The 15601-nt window shown below is 67.6% G+C and carries 15 protein-coding genes; 6 read left to right on the top strand and 9 right to left on the bottom strand.

Going from position 1 to position 15601, the window contains the following annotated elements; genetic code table 11:
- Window positions 1–4 precede the first annotated feature (4 nt).
- Complete coding sequence (locus JS521_RS01465) at window positions 5–448, bottom strand: DUF6924 domain-containing protein (protein WP_372448543.1); 444 nt, start codon at window positions 446–448, stop codon at window positions 5–7.
- Between the two features lie 93 nt (window positions 449–541).
- On the opposite strand from JS521_RS01465, the gene JS521_RS01460 reads away from it, so the two are divergent.
- Window positions 542–952, top strand: coding sequence for an Imm10 family immunity protein (locus JS521_RS01460; RefSeq protein WP_205080872.1), 411 nt, complete (start codon window positions 542–544; stop codon window positions 950–952).
- A gap of 152 nt (window positions 953–1104) precedes the next feature.
- On the opposite strand, the gene JS521_RS01455 is transcribed toward JS521_RS01460, so the two are convergent.
- The 3 genes from JS521_RS01455 to JS521_RS01445 all read right to left on the bottom strand — a co-directional run bounded on the left by JS521_RS01455 (window position 1105) and on the right by JS521_RS01445 (window position 2990).
- Window positions 1105–1851 (bottom strand): phosphotransferase family protein, encoded by a 747-nt coding sequence (locus JS521_RS01455; RefSeq protein ID WP_205080871.1) that lies wholly within the window; start codon window positions 1849–1851, stop codon window positions 1105–1107.
- Between the two features lie 74 nt (window positions 1852–1925).
- The gene (locus JS521_RS01450) at window positions 1926–2096 is read right to left on the bottom strand and encodes a DUF397 domain-containing protein (protein ID WP_307847731.1); all 171 of its coding nucleotides are present in this window, start codon (window positions 2094–2096) and stop codon (window positions 1926–1928) included.
- Window positions 2097–2144: 48 nt separating this feature from the next.
- On the bottom strand, window positions 2145–2990 hold the full coding sequence (locus JS521_RS01445) for a helix-turn-helix domain-containing protein (protein WP_078566852.1): 846 nt from the start codon (window positions 2988–2990) through the stop codon (window positions 2145–2147).
- A 264-nt stretch (window positions 2991–3254) separates the two neighbouring features.
- On the opposite strand from JS521_RS01445, the gene JS521_RS01440 reads away from it, so the two are divergent.
- Together JS521_RS01440 and JS521_RS01435 are read left to right on the top strand one after the other, a co-directional pair.
- Entirely contained in the window at window positions 3255–3680 is a 426-nt protein-coding gene (locus JS521_RS01440) for an ATP-binding protein (RefSeq protein ID WP_205080869.1), read from the top strand.
- Window positions 3681–4020: 340 nt separating this feature from the next.
- Window positions 4021–4569: a hypothetical protein gene (locus tag JS521_RS01435; protein ID WP_239486618.1), complete on the top strand. Its 549-nt coding sequence runs from the start codon at window positions 4021–4023 to the stop codon at window positions 4567–4569.
- A 21-nt stretch (window positions 4570–4590) separates the two neighbouring features.
- Here JS521_RS01435 and JS521_RS01430 read toward each other — a convergent pair whose 3' ends face one another.
- Window positions 4591–4845, bottom strand: coding sequence for a DUF6332 family protein (locus JS521_RS01430; protein ID WP_205080868.1), 255 nt, complete (start codon window positions 4843–4845; stop codon window positions 4591–4593).
- 190 nt (window positions 4846–5035) lie between these two features.
- Between JS521_RS01430 and JS521_RS01425 the strand changes: the two genes are divergently transcribed.
- Window positions 5036–6160, top strand: coding sequence for a glycoside hydrolase family 43 protein (locus JS521_RS01425; protein WP_205080867.1), 1125 nt, complete (start codon window positions 5036–5038; stop codon window positions 6158–6160).
- A 37-nt stretch (window positions 6161–6197) separates the two neighbouring features.
- Here the strand turns inward: JS521_RS01425 and JS521_RS01420 are convergent, their stop codons facing one another.
- Window positions 6198–7076: an MOSC domain-containing protein gene (locus tag JS521_RS01420; protein WP_205080866.1), complete on the bottom strand. Its 879-nt coding sequence runs from the start codon at window positions 7074–7076 to the stop codon at window positions 6198–6200.
- A gap of 211 nt (window positions 7077–7287) precedes the next feature.
- On the opposite strand from JS521_RS01420, the gene JS521_RS01415 reads away from it, so the two are divergent.
- Together JS521_RS01415 and JS521_RS01410 are read left to right on the top strand one after the other, a co-directional pair.
- Entirely contained in the window at window positions 7288–7884 is a 597-nt protein-coding gene (locus JS521_RS01415; RefSeq protein ID WP_205080865.1) for a TetR/AcrR family transcriptional regulator, read from the top strand.
- 244 nt (window positions 7885–8128) lie between these two features.
- Window positions 8129–8863, top strand: coding sequence for an SDR family NAD(P)-dependent oxidoreductase (locus JS521_RS01410; RefSeq protein WP_205080864.1), 735 nt, complete (start codon window positions 8129–8131; stop codon window positions 8861–8863).
- Window positions 8864–9069: 206 nt separating this feature from the next.
- Here JS521_RS01410 and JS521_RS01405 read toward each other — a convergent pair whose 3' ends face one another.
- The 3 genes from JS521_RS01405 to JS521_RS01395 form a co-directional block, all read right to left on the bottom strand.
- Window positions 9070–9906, bottom strand: coding sequence for a M23 family metallopeptidase (locus JS521_RS01405; RefSeq protein WP_205080863.1), 837 nt, complete (start codon window positions 9904–9906; stop codon window positions 9070–9072).
- 199 nt (window positions 9907–10105) lie between these two features.
- Window positions 10106–15106 (bottom strand): caspase family protein, encoded by a 5001-nt coding sequence (locus JS521_RS01400; protein ID WP_205080862.1) that lies wholly within the window; start codon window positions 15104–15106, stop codon window positions 10106–10108.
- Window positions 15103–15462: an effector-associated constant component EACC1 gene (locus JS521_RS01395; RefSeq protein WP_205080861.1), complete on the bottom strand. Its 360-nt coding sequence runs from the start codon at window positions 15460–15462 to the stop codon at window positions 15103–15105. Before JS521_RS01395 ends, JS521_RS01400 begins: the two co-directional genes overlap by 4 nt.
- Between the last annotated feature and the right edge of the window lie 139 nt (window positions 15463–15601).

Raw genomic sequence — 15601 nt, 5'->3', positions numbered from 1 at the left:
GGCCTCACGGCCCGGGGTGCGGCAGGGGGCCCGGGCTCGCCGGTACGGCCGTCACATCCCGGACGACCCCGTCCGGATCGGCGGCCGCGTCCTCCACCAACTCCGCAAAGTCCACGTTGGCGAGCTGGAGGTTCCCGTGGACCATGTGCACGGCCTCCGGCACGACACGCACCTCGCGAGGCGGCGGGGAGTCGATGAGCTCCTGGTAGTACACCGGGTCGAGGTCCTCGTCGTCATCGACGCCGAGGTCGAGGGCGAGCAGCGGACGGAGGGGCGAGCACATGGCGACCGCGTCGGCGAGGAACACCACGCTCAGCTCCTCGTCGCGCGCCGCAGCAGCAAGAGCCTCGTCGCCGGTGACCCCGTCCCACCGCCGGTCCTCGACGAAATGCACCGCAGCCTCCCAGTCCCGCTCCCCCTCGACGGCACGCGCCGACGCTGCGACGATCTCGCAGGAACGGTCTGAAACAGCCCCTCCTTGGACCTGGTGGTGCAGACATCCGCATCCGCTCCCTGTCCGACCGCTTGATAGAACCTCTTCATGACATTCCGATTCACTGCCCGGGTCGCCGGAGTTGAGATCGATCCCGACGGTTACTTCACCGAAGCCGGCCTCTCGGAGACCGAGGACGGCAGCGGCTTCATCCTGTCGTTCATGTCAGGCGAGGAAGATCCCGACGACCAGGAGGTCGCCCTGGGAATGGACACTCACTGCCTGGTCACGGCTGGGCAGGGGACGGCCTACGGCTGCGTGCGCGAAGCCGTCATGGAGGGCAATGTCCTTCGCGTCGCGCTGGACCCCGAGGCACTGGAGAGCCTTCGGCTGGAGCACAGCGAAATCGAAGCTGTCATTAAGGCACCGGAGCAAGATGTGGCCCGGTTCCGGGAAACCCTCGCTCAGGTACTCGCCTATGGGAGGACGGATGCCTTGCCTACCCGGGTAGCGGTCTGATCCGAGGAGCAGGGCCCCAGCGGGCTTGACAGTCGGCATGGGGAAGTTGCCAGGTCCTCCCGCCAACTGATGGGCGTCCAAGCTGCGTCCACCCTAGGACGATGGCCTGTCCGACGCGTCAGAACGCCCTCGGCGGCCGGGCCTGCGCAGCCTCACATCCGGGACCTCAGTACGTCGACCTCGCAGCCCGGCAAGAACGGGTCGAAGCCGTGCTCGATCAGCCAGCGCACTGCGAGCAGGCTTCGCCGCGACCACCACGCGTGGATCACTTCGAGGTCGACGTCACCGCCGTAGCCGGCGAGGACGTCGTCGAGGTGCTCCTCGTGGCCGAGCGTGAAGGTGGCGAGGTCGTACAGCGCATCGCCCCGGCCCGCCTCGGACCAGTCGATGATGCCCGTGACCTGGTCGTCTTCGACGAAGACGTGCGCGATCTGCAGGTCGCCGTGCGTGAACGCCGGAGTCCACGGCCTCAGCGCGGCCTCGGCGACCTGGCGGTTACGGGTGACCAGGTCGGCGGGTAGGAGCCCGTCCGCCACGAGCAACGCGCACTCCGCGTCGAACTCCGCCGCAAGCTCGCCGACGCCTCGTCCTGCCCGGCCGACCCCGGGCGGCAGTGGCGCGTCGTGCAGCTTCCGGATGGCGGCACCCGCCGCGGCCCACGCCGCCGGTGACCCGGTCGACGGCCCGCCGAGGCGCCCCAGCGTTGTCCCCGGCACGGCGGCGATCGCCAGAACGGGCGGCTTGCGCCAGAGGACCTGCGGGGTCGGGACGGGCGCGAGGGACATCGCCTCGACCTCTGCGTCGATACGCGCCTGATCGGCGTCCACCTTCAGGAACACGTCACCGACGCGCAGGGTCGCGCGCTCGGAGTGGGCGACGACGACTTGGACCTCATCCATGGGCGACGAGTATCCCGGCGACGGCCACGGAAGTCGCCGGGTTTATCGCGCGCGGCGGCGCAGCTGCAGGCGTCCTAGAGGGAGCCGTCCTGCACGGCGGTGACGAAGGTCCACCACTGCTCACGGCCGAAGGTGTGCGCGCCGAGGGAGCGGTCCTTGCTGTCGCCGACGGCGATGAGGCCGTCCGGAGTCGGCTGGGTTTCGATGCACGAACCGCCGTTGTCACCGCTGTACGAAGACTTCACCCAGGCACCGTCAGGCAGGCCGTATCGCGCCATCTGCTGTGTCCACCTCTACGCTCTGTTCACGAACTCTCGCTTCACAGCCGAGATTAGCTCCATGGACTGCCGCGATGTGAGTGCTGCCGCCCGCAGTTCATCGAAGGCCAGTTGGTAGCGCTCCACGGATTCGTCTTCCTCAAGGTAGAGCGCGCCATCGAGATACTCCAGGTTGACCACGTCCAGGTCCATCGGGTCGGGATAGCTGTAGACGTTGAAGGGGCCGTCCGCCCCGGCGTGCCAACCCTGGGCAAACGGCACCACCTGAATGGTGAGCTTCGGCGGATTGTTCATCTCCAGGATCTTGTCGAGCTGAGCCGCCATGACGGCAGGCCCGCCGACCTCTCGGCGGAGCACCGCCTCGTCGAGGAGACAGAGGTACTGCGGCGGACTCTCCCGCGCGAAGATCTCCTGTCGGCTCTTTCGCACTTCCACGTAGGAGTCGATCTCCTCCTCGGTCGCGGTCTTGTTCACCGAGCGGATGACCTCCGTGGCGTACTCGACGGTCTGGAGCAGCCCCGGCACCAGCATCGGCTGGAACGCGAGGATCCGTGCGGCGTCCGACTCGATCGACAGTCGCTCCTGAAAACCGGCCGTGAGTATGTCGCTGTACTGCGCCCACCACCCCTTGCGCCTCCCCTCACGCGCGAGCGTGGTCAGCGCCGTCCGCAGCCGCTCGTCCGACACTCCGTACAGGGCGAGCAGCGCCTCGATCTCCAGCTTGCTGACGCCCTGACGGCCGTTCTCCTGCCGAGAGATCTTGGGCTTGTCGCCGCCGATGCGCTCGGCGGCCTCCTCCATCTTGACTCCGGCCTTCTCCCGGAGCCGCTTCAGCTCGGCACCGAGTCGTCGGCGACGCACCGTTGGGCGTGGATGACTTGGCATGCGGCCCCTCCCCTGACGTCCGTGGCTCAGTGTTACCCGTCGATGACGGCGTTTAGCAACTCTCGTTATATGCACAAGCGTTCACCCACACAGGCGAATCTACAATTTTGCAACTGAAGTAGTTGCGATGAGCCCTCAAGGCGGTCCACTCTGTTGCACACCACGCAAGGCACTACCGCGACTACCCAGAGTCGCCATGCCGCGTGGGCCCACTCCCCTGCCCTCACGCCGGAGGAACCCATGGCCGTCACCCCCACCACCGAGCCCGACCCGCCCGACTACCGCCAGGAACTCGTCGCCCGCCCCGAAACGCTCGCGATCATGCGGCGCATCGTCAGCGCCCACCTCGACCTCTGGGACCTGCGCGAACTGAGCGACGCCGCCACGCTCTGCGCCCACGAGTTGCTCACCAACGTCATGCGGCACACCGGCTCCCCGCTCTGCACGATCACCCTGCGCCGCCGGCCCGACGGCGTACGCGTCACCGTCAGCGACTCCGACACCGCACCACCCGAGCGTCGCGCCCCCGAGTGGAGCGAGGAGAGCGGGCGCGGGGTTCTCCTGATCGCCGCGCTCGCGGCGCAGTGCGGCACGGTGATGCGGCGGGACGGCAAGGACGTCTGGGCCGACATCCGCACCACGACGACATCCGCGTACGCCACGTGAACAGGTCTCTGCCACGCGCCTATTGGTGTCACGCGGATACCGACAGCACGCCGACCACGCCACCCCCGGACGACCTCCTCACCACCGCGCCCGGTCAGGCCCTGGCCTGGTTGCGCGCATCCGCGCGACGGCTGACGCCGGGGCTCGACCATGACACCCGGCGCCGGGCCCGGGCCTGGCTCGGTGATCGCCGGAGCGTCGAGGCCGCCATCCGCAGCCTGCGTCGCGGTCAGGGTTACGCGTACGCGCTGCCCACCCCCGACGGAACCTGGCGCTGGACGGCGTACCCGGTCTCCGCCCTCCCCTTGTTAGCGACCGACCAGCACCCCAGGAGTCACGCATGACCGACACCCGCACCGACACGCTTACGCACACGCCGGCCCCGCCGTCCCCTTCCTCCGAACTGCGAACCGCCTTCCGCGAGGCCGGTCTGAGCGCGCGCGTAACAACACCGGATGCGGATGCGCAGACCCACGTGCGGGTCACCCTCCTCAACCCCACCGACGCCCGCCAGCTGGCCCGCCTCATCCGCACCGGAACCAAGCGCACGCTGAAGGCCGCCCGCACCCTGCGGGAGATCTGCGAGGGGTACCTGATCGACCTCCCCGGCCTCCGAGTCGAGCACGGACGCATCACCCTCGGCCCCATCCGTGTCGACGACGCGGCACGGCTGGCCCGGCTGCTCGATGCAGTGCCACAGACCACCGGACAGGCGGGCACGGCCGCCGACGCCGACACCGTCAAGGCTCTGCTCGACCACGCTTTCCCGCAGGCCACCGGCGGCGGCACCGTCCCCGTATCCGTACGGGAAAGCAGCCCGGACCTTCTGTACCTGGGCTCGATCGACGCCAGGACCGCCCGGCGCCTGATCCGCGCCCTCCAGTTCTGAAGGGCCTTCCGCCCCCGGTCGTCAGTGGCCCTTTCGGCACTCCACGTCGAAGCGGTACAGCACCCGCACCAGTCGCCACACTCCGGCCGCCCCTCCCACCAGGGCTCCCCCCGTCAGTACGCCTTTGGACGCCGAACCGGAGAGATCGAAGGCGAGAGTGAGCACCAGCGCGGGGGCGAAGACCGCTGCTGCAAGAACGGCAGCAGTCACCAGGGCGAAGACGATCTCCACCGTCATCGCGTCCTTCTCCCACCGCGACTCGCGCCCCATGTCCATAGCGGAAGTCTCGCACCACGGCCGGAGCCAGGAGCTGCGCGACGCCCGATCGGCCCAGCTCCATTCCTGAACTACCGCCCCATGCAAGCCCATTGACAGAGGGAACCCCTGGCGGGATTCTGCGAAAGCGCTCTTCTATCGATGTAAACCGGTATCCCGTCGAAGGCCCCCCACTCAGGAGCGAGCCCCCATGAGCGACCCCACGCGCAAGCCCCGAAGACTCTTTCGCCGCTCGTCCGCCCCCGGCGCGCTCGCGCTGGCCGCCGCCCTCGCCGCGACGCTCTTCCTGTCGCCTCCCGACACCGCCCAGGGCGCGCCGCCCGCCCAAGAGGCCGCTCCGCAGGGGCAGACCAGCCTGCGCGCGGCCGACCCCAGCGTGCTGCGGGTGGGCAGCACGTACGTCGGCGTCCAGTCGACCGGCGGCGGCATCGTCGTCCGGCAGGCGTCGACCACGGACGGGCTTGCCACCGCGCCCGCCCGGCAGGTCTGGGCGGACAGCCGGGGGCGCGGGGAGGTATGGGCCCCCGAGATCGTGATGGACGGCGGCCGGTACTACATCTACTTCACGGCCGGTGTCGGGGCCGCCCACCGCATGTTCGTCATCAGCTCCACCTCGCCGGACAGCGGGTACGGAGCCGAGACCCAACTCGCCCTGCCCGACGGCAAATGGGCCATCGACGGCACCCTGTTCACCTTCGAGGGACAGCGCTGGTTCGTCTGGTCCGGCTGGGCGGGCGACACCAATGTCGAGCAGAACCTCTACATCGCCCGGATGAGCAGTCCGACCCAGCCCACCGGCGCGCGGTACGTCATCTCGCAGCCGCGCGAGAGCTGGGAGCGGGTGGTCGGCAACCCGTTCATCAACGAGAGCCCCGAGGCGATCAAGGACCCGAACGGGCAACTGCACATCGTGTACTCCGCCAACGGCAGTTGGAGCGAGCAGTACTGCCTGGCCGACCTGCGGCTGCGCAAGGGCGGCGATCCCACGTACGTATGGGACTGGTACAAGTCGAACGGCTGCCTGTTCGGCTCCAACCGGTCGACGATGATGGCGGGTTGGGATCCGACGCTGTACGTGAACGGGCCCGGACACCACACCTTCGTCCTGCTCCACGGCGACATCAACACCAGCCCGCCCGCCGGCCCGAGGTTCCCGTCGATGTACCACGCGGTCGCGAAGGGCACCCCGTACTCCTGGGCGAACCGCCACTGGTACACCGGCACGTTCGCCTGGTGGGGCGACACGACGTACTCCCGCGCCAACGTTCCGGGCCCCACGTCCGACAAGGGGTGGAGCCTGAAGTTCTTCGAGTGACGCGCCGCCCCGCAGGCGTACGGGGCGGCGCAAGACCTCACGTCACAGCGTCGCCCCACTCGTCCACGGCCACCTCGTCGCCCACCGACAGTTTGCCCGGCCGCACCACGGCGAACTTCGCGCCGAACACCACCCCGCCTGCCGAGAAACGCCGGTAGCCCGCGAGCGTCCGCAGCGGCTCCGGTCCGCCCCGGGCCCCGGCCTCCTGGTCGACCAGGGTGACCGCGCAGCGCACGGCGAGCTTGGTGTAGCCCAGCTCGGCCGCGCCGATGGTCGCGCGGCGGATCCGGTCCTCGGCGTGGGGTTCCGCCGCCCAGTCCTGCCCCTGCTCGCCGCGGGCTCCCTCGGGGTAGCTGTCGATGACGATGTTCGGGCGGAAGCGGTCCATGGCCAGGGGCGGGGCGTCGCGCTCCGCCATGCGCGTGTGCAGGTGGGCGAGGGAGGCGCGGGAGAGCAGGTGGACCGCGCTGCTGTCGGCGTAGCCGGAGGTGCCGGGGGTCAGGCCGTCGGTCTTGCGGTCGTGCTCCGGCGGTACGCGCACCAGACGGCTCGGGGTGCCGAGGAAGTCCGTGAGCCAGGCTGCGGCATCGTCGCCCTGGTCGATGCCCTGGTACGTCGCGCCGAACAGGTCCACGTCGCGCCGGGGCGCGGAGGTGGTGACGTCTAGGTGCAGCACGCCCTGGCCGCCCTCCGGCTCGGCGGCGGCGAGCGTGAGCCTGCTGCCGTCGACGCTGACGGTCGGCCGGACGAGGGCGAGGCGGGGGTCGCGGCGCTGGGTGCGGTAGACCCCGTCGACGCTGACGACCATGAAACTGCGGTCATGCGCGAGACCCGCCGGGGTGAGGTGCGTACTGTCCACGGACGTTCCCCCGCAGCCCTTGACGGGGTAGGTGATCAGTTCGACGACCGCGGCCATGTGGCCTCTCCTTCGCAACGCCCTGCCCGCGGATCTGCTGCCGACGGGCCCTTACGGCCAGGGTGCCAGGCCTCGCGGACGATGATCGACGGGTTTTGCGCCAGACTGTGCCGGGCTCCCTGCCGACCGCGCACCGTCGGCTGCGTCGCCTCCCCTAACCGGTCCCGTCTCGTTATGGCCCATTCGGTCCAGAACCGCGTACCATGCGGCTATGGCCCGGCCTCGGAAGTTCGACGAAGAGCGTGTGCTGCTCGCCGTCCGCGACGCGTTCTGGGACAAGGGATACGCGGCGACGTCCCTGGATGACCTGTTGCAGGCCAGCGGGCTCGGCAAGGGCAGCCTGTACGGCGCCTTCGGCGACAAGCACACCCTGTTCCTGCGGGCGCTGCGCGACTACGACAACACCAACCTGCTGGCGCTTCGCGAGAGCCTGGAGTCCGCGGCGCGCGGCATCGACATGGTCCGGGACTTCGTGCTCGGCCCGGCTGCCGATCCCACCGGGGCGGTTTCGCGCCGGGGGTGCCTGCTGGCCAACAGCAACGCCGAACTCGCCGCCAGTACCCCGGAGGTGGCCGCCGAGGCCCGCCGGAGTTACGACGCGATCACCGCCATCCTCACCGAGGCCCTGGAACGGGCGCGCCGCGAGGGCGACCTCGCCCCGGACGCCGACCCCGCCGACACAGCCCGCGCCGTGCTCGTCGCCCAGCTCGGCCTGGTCGCCCTCGGGCGCACCGGCGAGGCCCCCGACACCCTCGCTGCGGCAGCCCGGTCCGTGCTGACCCGGCTCCTGCCCGCCGCCGCGCGGTAGCACCACGGCCGCGACACGGCACCCGTACATCCGAGCACCGCAGCACCCGCGGGCACGCGCGCCCGCGCCCGGACGGGTGCAGCGCTGTGACACACCTTCCTGGGGCCGATTGCCGCCCCCCGACGGACCTGGCCGCACCCGCGCGCCCCGGACAGACGAGCGGTCCGCCCCTAGTTCTTGACTGACTGGTCCATATCGAGGATGGTTGTTGACCTAGCGGTCCATAACTATCGAGGAGGACAACATGGCCGTCCTGACGGACAAGGTCGCCGTGGTCACCGGCGGCAGCAGCGGCATCGGCCTCGCCACAGCACGCGCACTGCGCGACGAAGGCGCCCGCGTCTTCATCACCGGTCGCCGAGAGGACGCACTGGACGCCGCCGTCGCCGAACTCGGAAGCGGCGTGACCGGCACGGTGTGCGATGTCTCGGCACCCCGGCAACTCGACGCCTTCTACCGGACCGTACGCGACCAGGCCGGCCGCATCGACGTGCTCGTCGCCAACGCCGGCATTGCCACCGCGGCCCCGCTCGGCGAGGTGACGGAGGAGGTGATCGACTCCCTGTTCGCCACTAACGTCAAGGGGACGATCCTCACGTTCCAGCAGGCACTGCCCCACCTCAACAACGGCGCTTCGGTGATCCTCACCGGCTCGACCGCGGCGACACGGCCCGACGAGGGGCTGGAGGTCTATGCGGCGTCGAAGGCCGCGGTGCGCAGCCTCGCCCGGGGCTGGGCCCTCAGTTCGCGGGCGCGCGGCTTCCGCGTCAACGTCGTGTCGCCGGGCGGCACCCGCACGGCGGGCCTGCTGGATCTACTCCCGGCCGAGGCTCTCGAACAGGCCGGAGAAGGCGTGCCGCTGGGCCGCCTCGCCGAACCTGCAGAAATCGCCGCGGTGACGACGTTCCTCGCCTCGGACGCGGCGAGTTACGTCAACGGCGCGGAGTTCTTCGCCGACGGCGGATACGCGCAGGTCTGAACATCACGATGTCGGAAATCCGGCGGCGGGACTTTCGGTGGCGAGTCGGGCCGGCCGTGAAGCCTCTCCTTCGCAACGCCCTGCCCGCGGATCTGCTGCCGACGGGCCCTTACGGCCAGGGCGCCAGGCCTCGCGGACGATGATCGACGGCTTTGCGCCAGGCTGCGAGGAAGCCCCGGCACCGCGGTGCCGGGGCAGGGGCCGCGTCAGCAGTTCGGGATGACCGTCCCGTTGTTGTCGCGGGCCTCGTCGTTGCCCCAGCGGGAGAGGTAGTACGCGGAGACGTACGCGTTGCGGCCGTTCTTGCCCGCGTACACGACGTCGAGGTCGGTACGCAGCCACCAGTGGTTGAACTGGCTCGCCGTGCCCACCCGCGCTCCCCACACCTTGCAGTACACGTAGTTGGTACCGGCGTTGAGGACGCCCTGCGCGTCAGCGGTGTTGGCGGCGGCGTAGCCCGTGGCGTTGGCGAAGGTATCGACCCAGTACCTGCCGCCTCCGCCGCCACCGCAACCGTTGTCGCTGGTCAAGTACTTGCTGTAGTACGAGCCGGGGTACGGGGCGAGGGACTGGCCGTTGATCACGATGGTCTGGCCGACGCCGTTGTAGAGCTGCTCGTAGTGGATGTGCGCGCCGGAGCTGTTGCCGGTGGAGCCGGTGGTGCCGATCTGCTGGCCCTGCGCGACCTGGGCCCCGTTGGCGACGGAGAACGCGGCGAGGTGGAAGTAGTACGTCTTCCAGCCGCCGCCGTGCTCGACCGCGATGTAGTTGCCCGCCCCGCTGGGCTGCGAGTAGCGGTACGCGGTCCCGGCGGCGGAGGCGAGAACCGGGGAGCCGGCCGTGCCCCCGCCGTCGGTGCGGACGAAGTCGAGAGCCTGTCTGACCTCGGCGGAGTGATGGCTGTAGGTCCACTGCTGACCGCAGGCGTAGGGCGCCTTGAAGTTCGGGGCGGCCGCGGCGGGGGACGCGGTGGCGGTGACGGTGAGCAGCCCTCCGAGGAGCGCGAGCAGGGCCAGAAGGCAGGTGCGGGGCGAGCGTCGCATGGGCGGGGACGTCCTTCGGGTCGGCAACCGGGCGGTGGAGCGCGGGGTGCGAGTACGAAGTGCCTTGGGTGCGTGATGCCTTGGCGCGAAGCGCCTGGGAATCTACGCGAGTTGAACGGGCACCAGAGTGCCGCAACTTCGGTGGCGCGAACAGGTTGACGACTCTCGAAGTACCTCCACCGCTCCGGGCCAGAGGAACTCACCTACGCGGCGCCCGAAGACCCAGTTCTTCCAGCAGCCTGTTATTCTGAAAGAGCTCTCCAGCGCACACCTTGTAGAAGCGGCCCACGCTGACCCTGCGAGCCGCCAAGAGCAAGCGATTACCTTCCTCGAGCAGGCTCCTGTCTCCTTTGCCGGACCAAGGAAAAGGTTCTGGGCTGTGAGCACATCTGGCAGCCAAGGTTATCGCCCTGCCTCGCAAGAATTTCATGACACTGGATTCATTTCTTATAGCTTCTTGAAGGACTCGACAGGCGTCGAAGCAGTCGTAGGCACGCCAGGCAAACAGAACAGCGTCCTCCCACGTCTCCAGTGAAGTCTGCGATTCACCGGGAAGGTCAGTCGAGGCTTCAAGGAGGCAGTCTCCCTCCAAGCTTTCAGCCTTGGTAAGGACCTCCATGAGGCTCTGCGCTCGGGACATATAGAGCTGCCCCATCCCCTGCAGTAGCTCAACGCTGGTGAAGTCAGTCAGCAAGAGTTCCGCAACGTTCCCCGGAACAACCCGAGGTGCAACGTCACCTTGACCGGACGCCGCCGAACTTCCATCAGATTCTTCGATGTTCCGTTCCCCGGCACGAAATCTTCCGTCCCGCCCGGACACCCCATATTTGGCGAACTGCGCCAGCAACTCGTCTTGCTGGTGAGTGCGGTCCCCTCGCCTTGGCGTCAGGCGTATCTGCTCGCCCATACCAACGGGGCGCGGGACTTCACCATGGCGCCTGCGGTCCAGGTAGCGACCCACCGTACCAGCGTAGTCCCCGCCGACGATGGTTTCGAAGGCGCTATCGATATGCTCCCAATCGACCTCTTGTCCGAGCTGTTGGCGCACCCGTTCTCGGAGCACCGCCAGCCGATCAGCGAACTGACTGTGTCCGTCAATTGCCTCCAGGTGCCCTTGCGCCCTTTCCAAGAGGTTCCTCCTTTCCGCTGCATCAGAGGGCGGAGCGTGCTGGACTTGAGCGAGCAGCGCTTCGGCGGAGGCGAGCTTCGCACGCGACCACGTCTCCCCGTTGCGCGCTGCTTGGGCGACCCGGTCGTAGGCCGCCACGGCGTTGGCATCGTTCCAGATATAGCGGCTGAAATCCGCCATGGCCTCTTGCAGCCGCGTGTCTCCGGGCCACTGCTTCTCGGCGCTGCGGAAAAGCGCCAAAACTGGCCCGTTGTCCACCTGAGGCCGTTTAGTCGCCGGACCAGGACCGACCCCGAGTCTCGCGCGCTTGCGGGCGATCGCATGGTCAAGAATACCGGACCACCGGCGGTATTCACGCTCGAGTTGGGCTGCCAGAATGCAACACTCGACCGAATTTCCGAAGCGGTGCCGGTGTGCCCGCAATTTGTGCGAGCGCGCATGATAGTGCCACGTAATGCGCTCTCGCTGCTCCTCGGCGATCAAGCGGGAAAAATCTTCACCGGGCAGCTGGGAGGCGGCGTGCAGACTTCCTTCCACCGCCCAGTCCGATTGCATACAAACCAGGTCCAGAAGGGCGTGTTCGCGACTGCTGGAACCCTCCTGGACCAGCCACCTGCGAACAGCTCTGACACAGTCGCGTCGACGAGCCTCGCTCTCCTCACCTGCTTTACCCGTACGAGGAGTCGTCCGGTTCTGGTCCAGCACCAAGTGCAACAGGGCGCTGTAGGTGGTCGTACAGGGATCGATTGTGACTGCCTCGCGGGCGAACTCCTCCGCCTTGGACAAACGCGATCGAGCCTCTCCGAACCGCTGATTCTCCCTGAGAGCGTGCGCCAGAAATCGGTGGGCACGCGCCAGAGCAACCAAGAGCTGAGAGAGGTCCGGTTGTGCGAGCTGGACGGGGGTCGGCCCGGCTTCCGGGTCAAAACCAGGAGCGATGTCTGCGGGGGCATTCTTGTGGGTGGTGGCCAGGAGAGCGGTCAGCATCTGTGTCGCCTCCTGTGCACCCTGATACTTGAGACCTGGATCGCTGCACCGTGCGTAGCACTTTCGCACGAAGCGGGCGGTGGACATGCTTATTTCAGGGGACCAGCCATCGGACGTGCCGTAGCAGTGCTCTAGCGCGCTTTTGACCAGGACGAGCGCATCCAGCAAATCCTCATCTGTGGAGCTCTCCTGCATCAACGCCTGACCTGCTTCAAACAGGCGCCGCGTCCAGAGTGACAGCGGGGCATTCTGGTCGTGGGCCAACTCCAGCGCTGTCACCGCATTCTCCACGACCGAACGCAACTCAAGCCTACGGTCGGCCGCATTCTGCAGACAGCGGCTGCGCACCCGAGCTATACGGTTCTTCAGCTGGAGCCGCGTGTGCAAACTGCGAGTGGAGCCGTCATGCTGAAGATAGTCGTCTATCAGCGCTCCACAGGTGTCGACCAGTTCGCGGGCCTCTTCTGTCTCGCCTATGTCGAGATGTGCATCGGCGGTATTGAGCAGCCAGGAAATCGCCAGAGTGACCCGGCTGGGTTGTCCAGGACCGCGACGTCGTGCTCCAGAGATCAGTACCGTTGTCGCAGAGCGGCGAATGTGGAGCAAGCGGACCGTCAGGCCCAGCCGCCGACCGGTCAACGCCAACGAGGCGTCTACGGAACGCAATAGGGAAGGCGGGACCTGTTCGGGATCGCATGCGGCCAGTGCTTCCGAGAGCTCTTCAGCAGCAGCCATGAACTCGGCACCGATCTCCTCGAAAGAGCCGACTGCACGAGCCTTTAGTGTCAAGGTCGCAACCACGGGGTAGAGGCGGTACCGCGCCGTCACCTGATCGCCGGCAACTTCCTCAGGATGTTGAACCACTACCTCTGAGGCAACGCGCGTAATTGGCAGATACGGGTTGTCACCTGCCGGTGCGAGGATGACGTCCTCGAGAACCTGGTAGAGCCTTGGCAGCCGCTTTCCGCCCTCGCCCTCGATCCAACCCGCAGCCCAACGTAATCCACGCAGAAACGACCGTTCAGCGGACTCTTCACCGTCCTGATGCGTACCGAGGCCGACGACACACAGCGCGGAGGCGGCCACGGCCAATGCTCCGTCGATGTCCTGAGGACCCATACGGGGATCGAACAACTTCCGCAGTTCACGGTCGAGTGGACGAGGGACCAGCGGATCGTCCAGCTCATCGCCTCGGCTCAGGGCGGCCAACAGCAGCGACCGCAGCGCCTGCTTGCTCACCTGCCCGATCTCCAGGGTTCCGTCGATCGTGTGGGAGAGCACTCGACAGTCCTCCAGCAGCCGCAGCTTTCGCCTGGTGATACCCAGAGCGGGATCCTCCAGGAGAGAGGAGGGAAGGGCGAGGTCGTCCGTCAGGGCCCACACGGTCAGGGTGGCCAGAGCTTGGACCGCTGTCGGCCCACGGCACGGGTCCGTTGTGTCCGCAACGAGGCGGCACTCCATCTCGTCCAGTGATTTGGCGACGCTGGGGGCCGACCCTTCCAGGAGGGCAGCCACTACCGCCGAGGGCTCCGGCGCGGCCAGGGCACGTTGAGCCTCGCTGAGAAAGCCCTTGGTGCTGATGCTCAGGATTCCCGGCAGACGCAGTCGGCGATCTCGGACCTCCGCGAGTACCGATGCGCCGTCCACCAGGACTTTTTCCTGGGCCAGGAGACCGGTGAGCAGGGAGGCAGCTTCACTCTCCGCCAGTTCCACTAGCTGGACTTCCGGTTGAGGTTCTAACTGCTCGGATCCGTCCACCATGAGGCGTACCGGGGAGATAAGGAGACTCGCGGTATCCCGGAAATAGGGATCTTGCAGAAGGTCGTCCAGCTCCGCAGATATCTTTTCAGAGTCGTAGCCCAGCCGGCCGCAGTCGATGACCAGCAGCAACGTGTGCCCACGTGTGTAATCCTTCAGCCGCTCCATCACCACGTCCCGTCGCGGGTCGTGGTGGGCGTCCGCTTCCTGGCTCACCTCCTGCAGCCTGATCTCCAGCGCAGAGGCCATCGCCTCCAGAACAGGTCTTTCCGCGCTGGCGTTGGTGACGGTGATCTCGAACAGAAGCCAGGGGCGTTCTGCCGGACCGGCATCGAGGACGTCCTGCGAGGACAGCAGCTCTCGGACGAAGGCGGCCTTGCCCGCATACCGAGGACCACGAATCGGCAGGACGACGCGCTGCCGCAGTCGCTCTCTTGCCCGCCGCAGTTCCTCGGTCCGCCCGACGTACAGCGGCTCCGGCGACGGCCAGGAGCGGAAGCCGTACGGTCGGGCCAGGGGGACAGCGGGGGTCGACAGATACTCCGGATAGGGGGTAGCAGTCCGCTCCGGTTCCTTGAATAGACGGTTGCGTAGCCATGCGCCGTCTGCCCAGTCAGCGGTGTTGCTGTGCGGCACCAGACGTGCCGCGGCGTCTCCGGCCGGCTCGGGAACCAGCGCGCTCACTCGCTCGAACACCCAACGTGGGGAGAGGCTGCGTGCGGCGTCGGCGGTGCCCTTGAACGCCTCCAGCAGCGCCCCGGTGAACAGGCTGTTGGTCCGGTCCGGACGGGCCAGCGCAGTGGTGTTGGCGGCTGTCGCAGCCATGACGTACCACCCCGCTGACTGAAGAGCAGGCGTGGCCTCCCCAGGCACAGCACGAACTGCCTGAGCCGCGAAACAGCAATCAAGTATCAGAAGCTTACGTCGAGCGCCTCTCGCTTCATCCACGCTTCGGAACACGTCGGCCACAGACACCATGGAGTCCTGAGGCCGCTTCCGGTCGGCGTCGCTGGGAGCGAGGTAGAGCACGCCGTCGTGTTTCTCCGCGTGCCCGAAGAAGTACAGCACGAACAGACCGTCCGGATCGCTCAACCGTGCCGAGTCGGCCACGGCGTCCAGGAAGTCGACGTACTCCAGGTCACGCTGGACCGATAGGCGCAGGCGGCGCAGACCCCACAGTTCAGGATCCTTGAACGCCGCCTCCATGCCGTCGAGGTTGTTCTGGACAGCCGGAATCATGGGCAGATCCGAGCGCGGATAGCTCTCGCATCCGATCAGGAGAGCAGCGGAAAGCGCCGGGTCGGCCCTCTCGACATCGGGATTCACTCCAACTCCTTACGGGCCGCCTCCACCACCTCACTTGCGGGGCCCTCAAGGGTCAGTTCGACGCGCCGGGTACCGTCCGGCAGATCGGTCCTGGCGACGGTGGCCTTCAGATCCATGCCCGAACGTGTCCGACGACGTGCGGTGAGGTGGTCGTAGATCGCCGTAAGCAGAGCCGGGAGCAACACGTTCTCGCCAATGAACTGGATAACGGCCTCTGCGCCGAGAGCACCCGGTTCCACCTCCCCGGCCGAGCGGGAGACTCGCGCCCGGTAGAGGTCTGGATCTTCTCGAAGCGCACGCTCCAGCACCCGAAGTTCGTCGCCCTGACCGCCCTCGATCTCGACCAAGATGTCCATTCCGCCCCCTACGCATGCTTCTTGCAGAGGGCGTCACGCTGCCTGACATCCACTCTGACTGCTCGTCGGACAATCCCAGAGTTTACGCTGTCGTTTCCGAGCAAGGACGGCTTTGACGATCGACGTCAGCCGCTGAACC

The sequence above is a fragment of the Streptomyces durocortorensis genome (genome assembly GCF_016901035.1).
Classification (GTDB): domain Bacteria; phylum Actinomycetota; class Actinomycetes; order Streptomycetales; family Streptomycetaceae; genus Streptomyces; species Streptomyces durocortorensis.
This window is presented reverse-complemented; position numbering and strand designations above follow the sequence as displayed.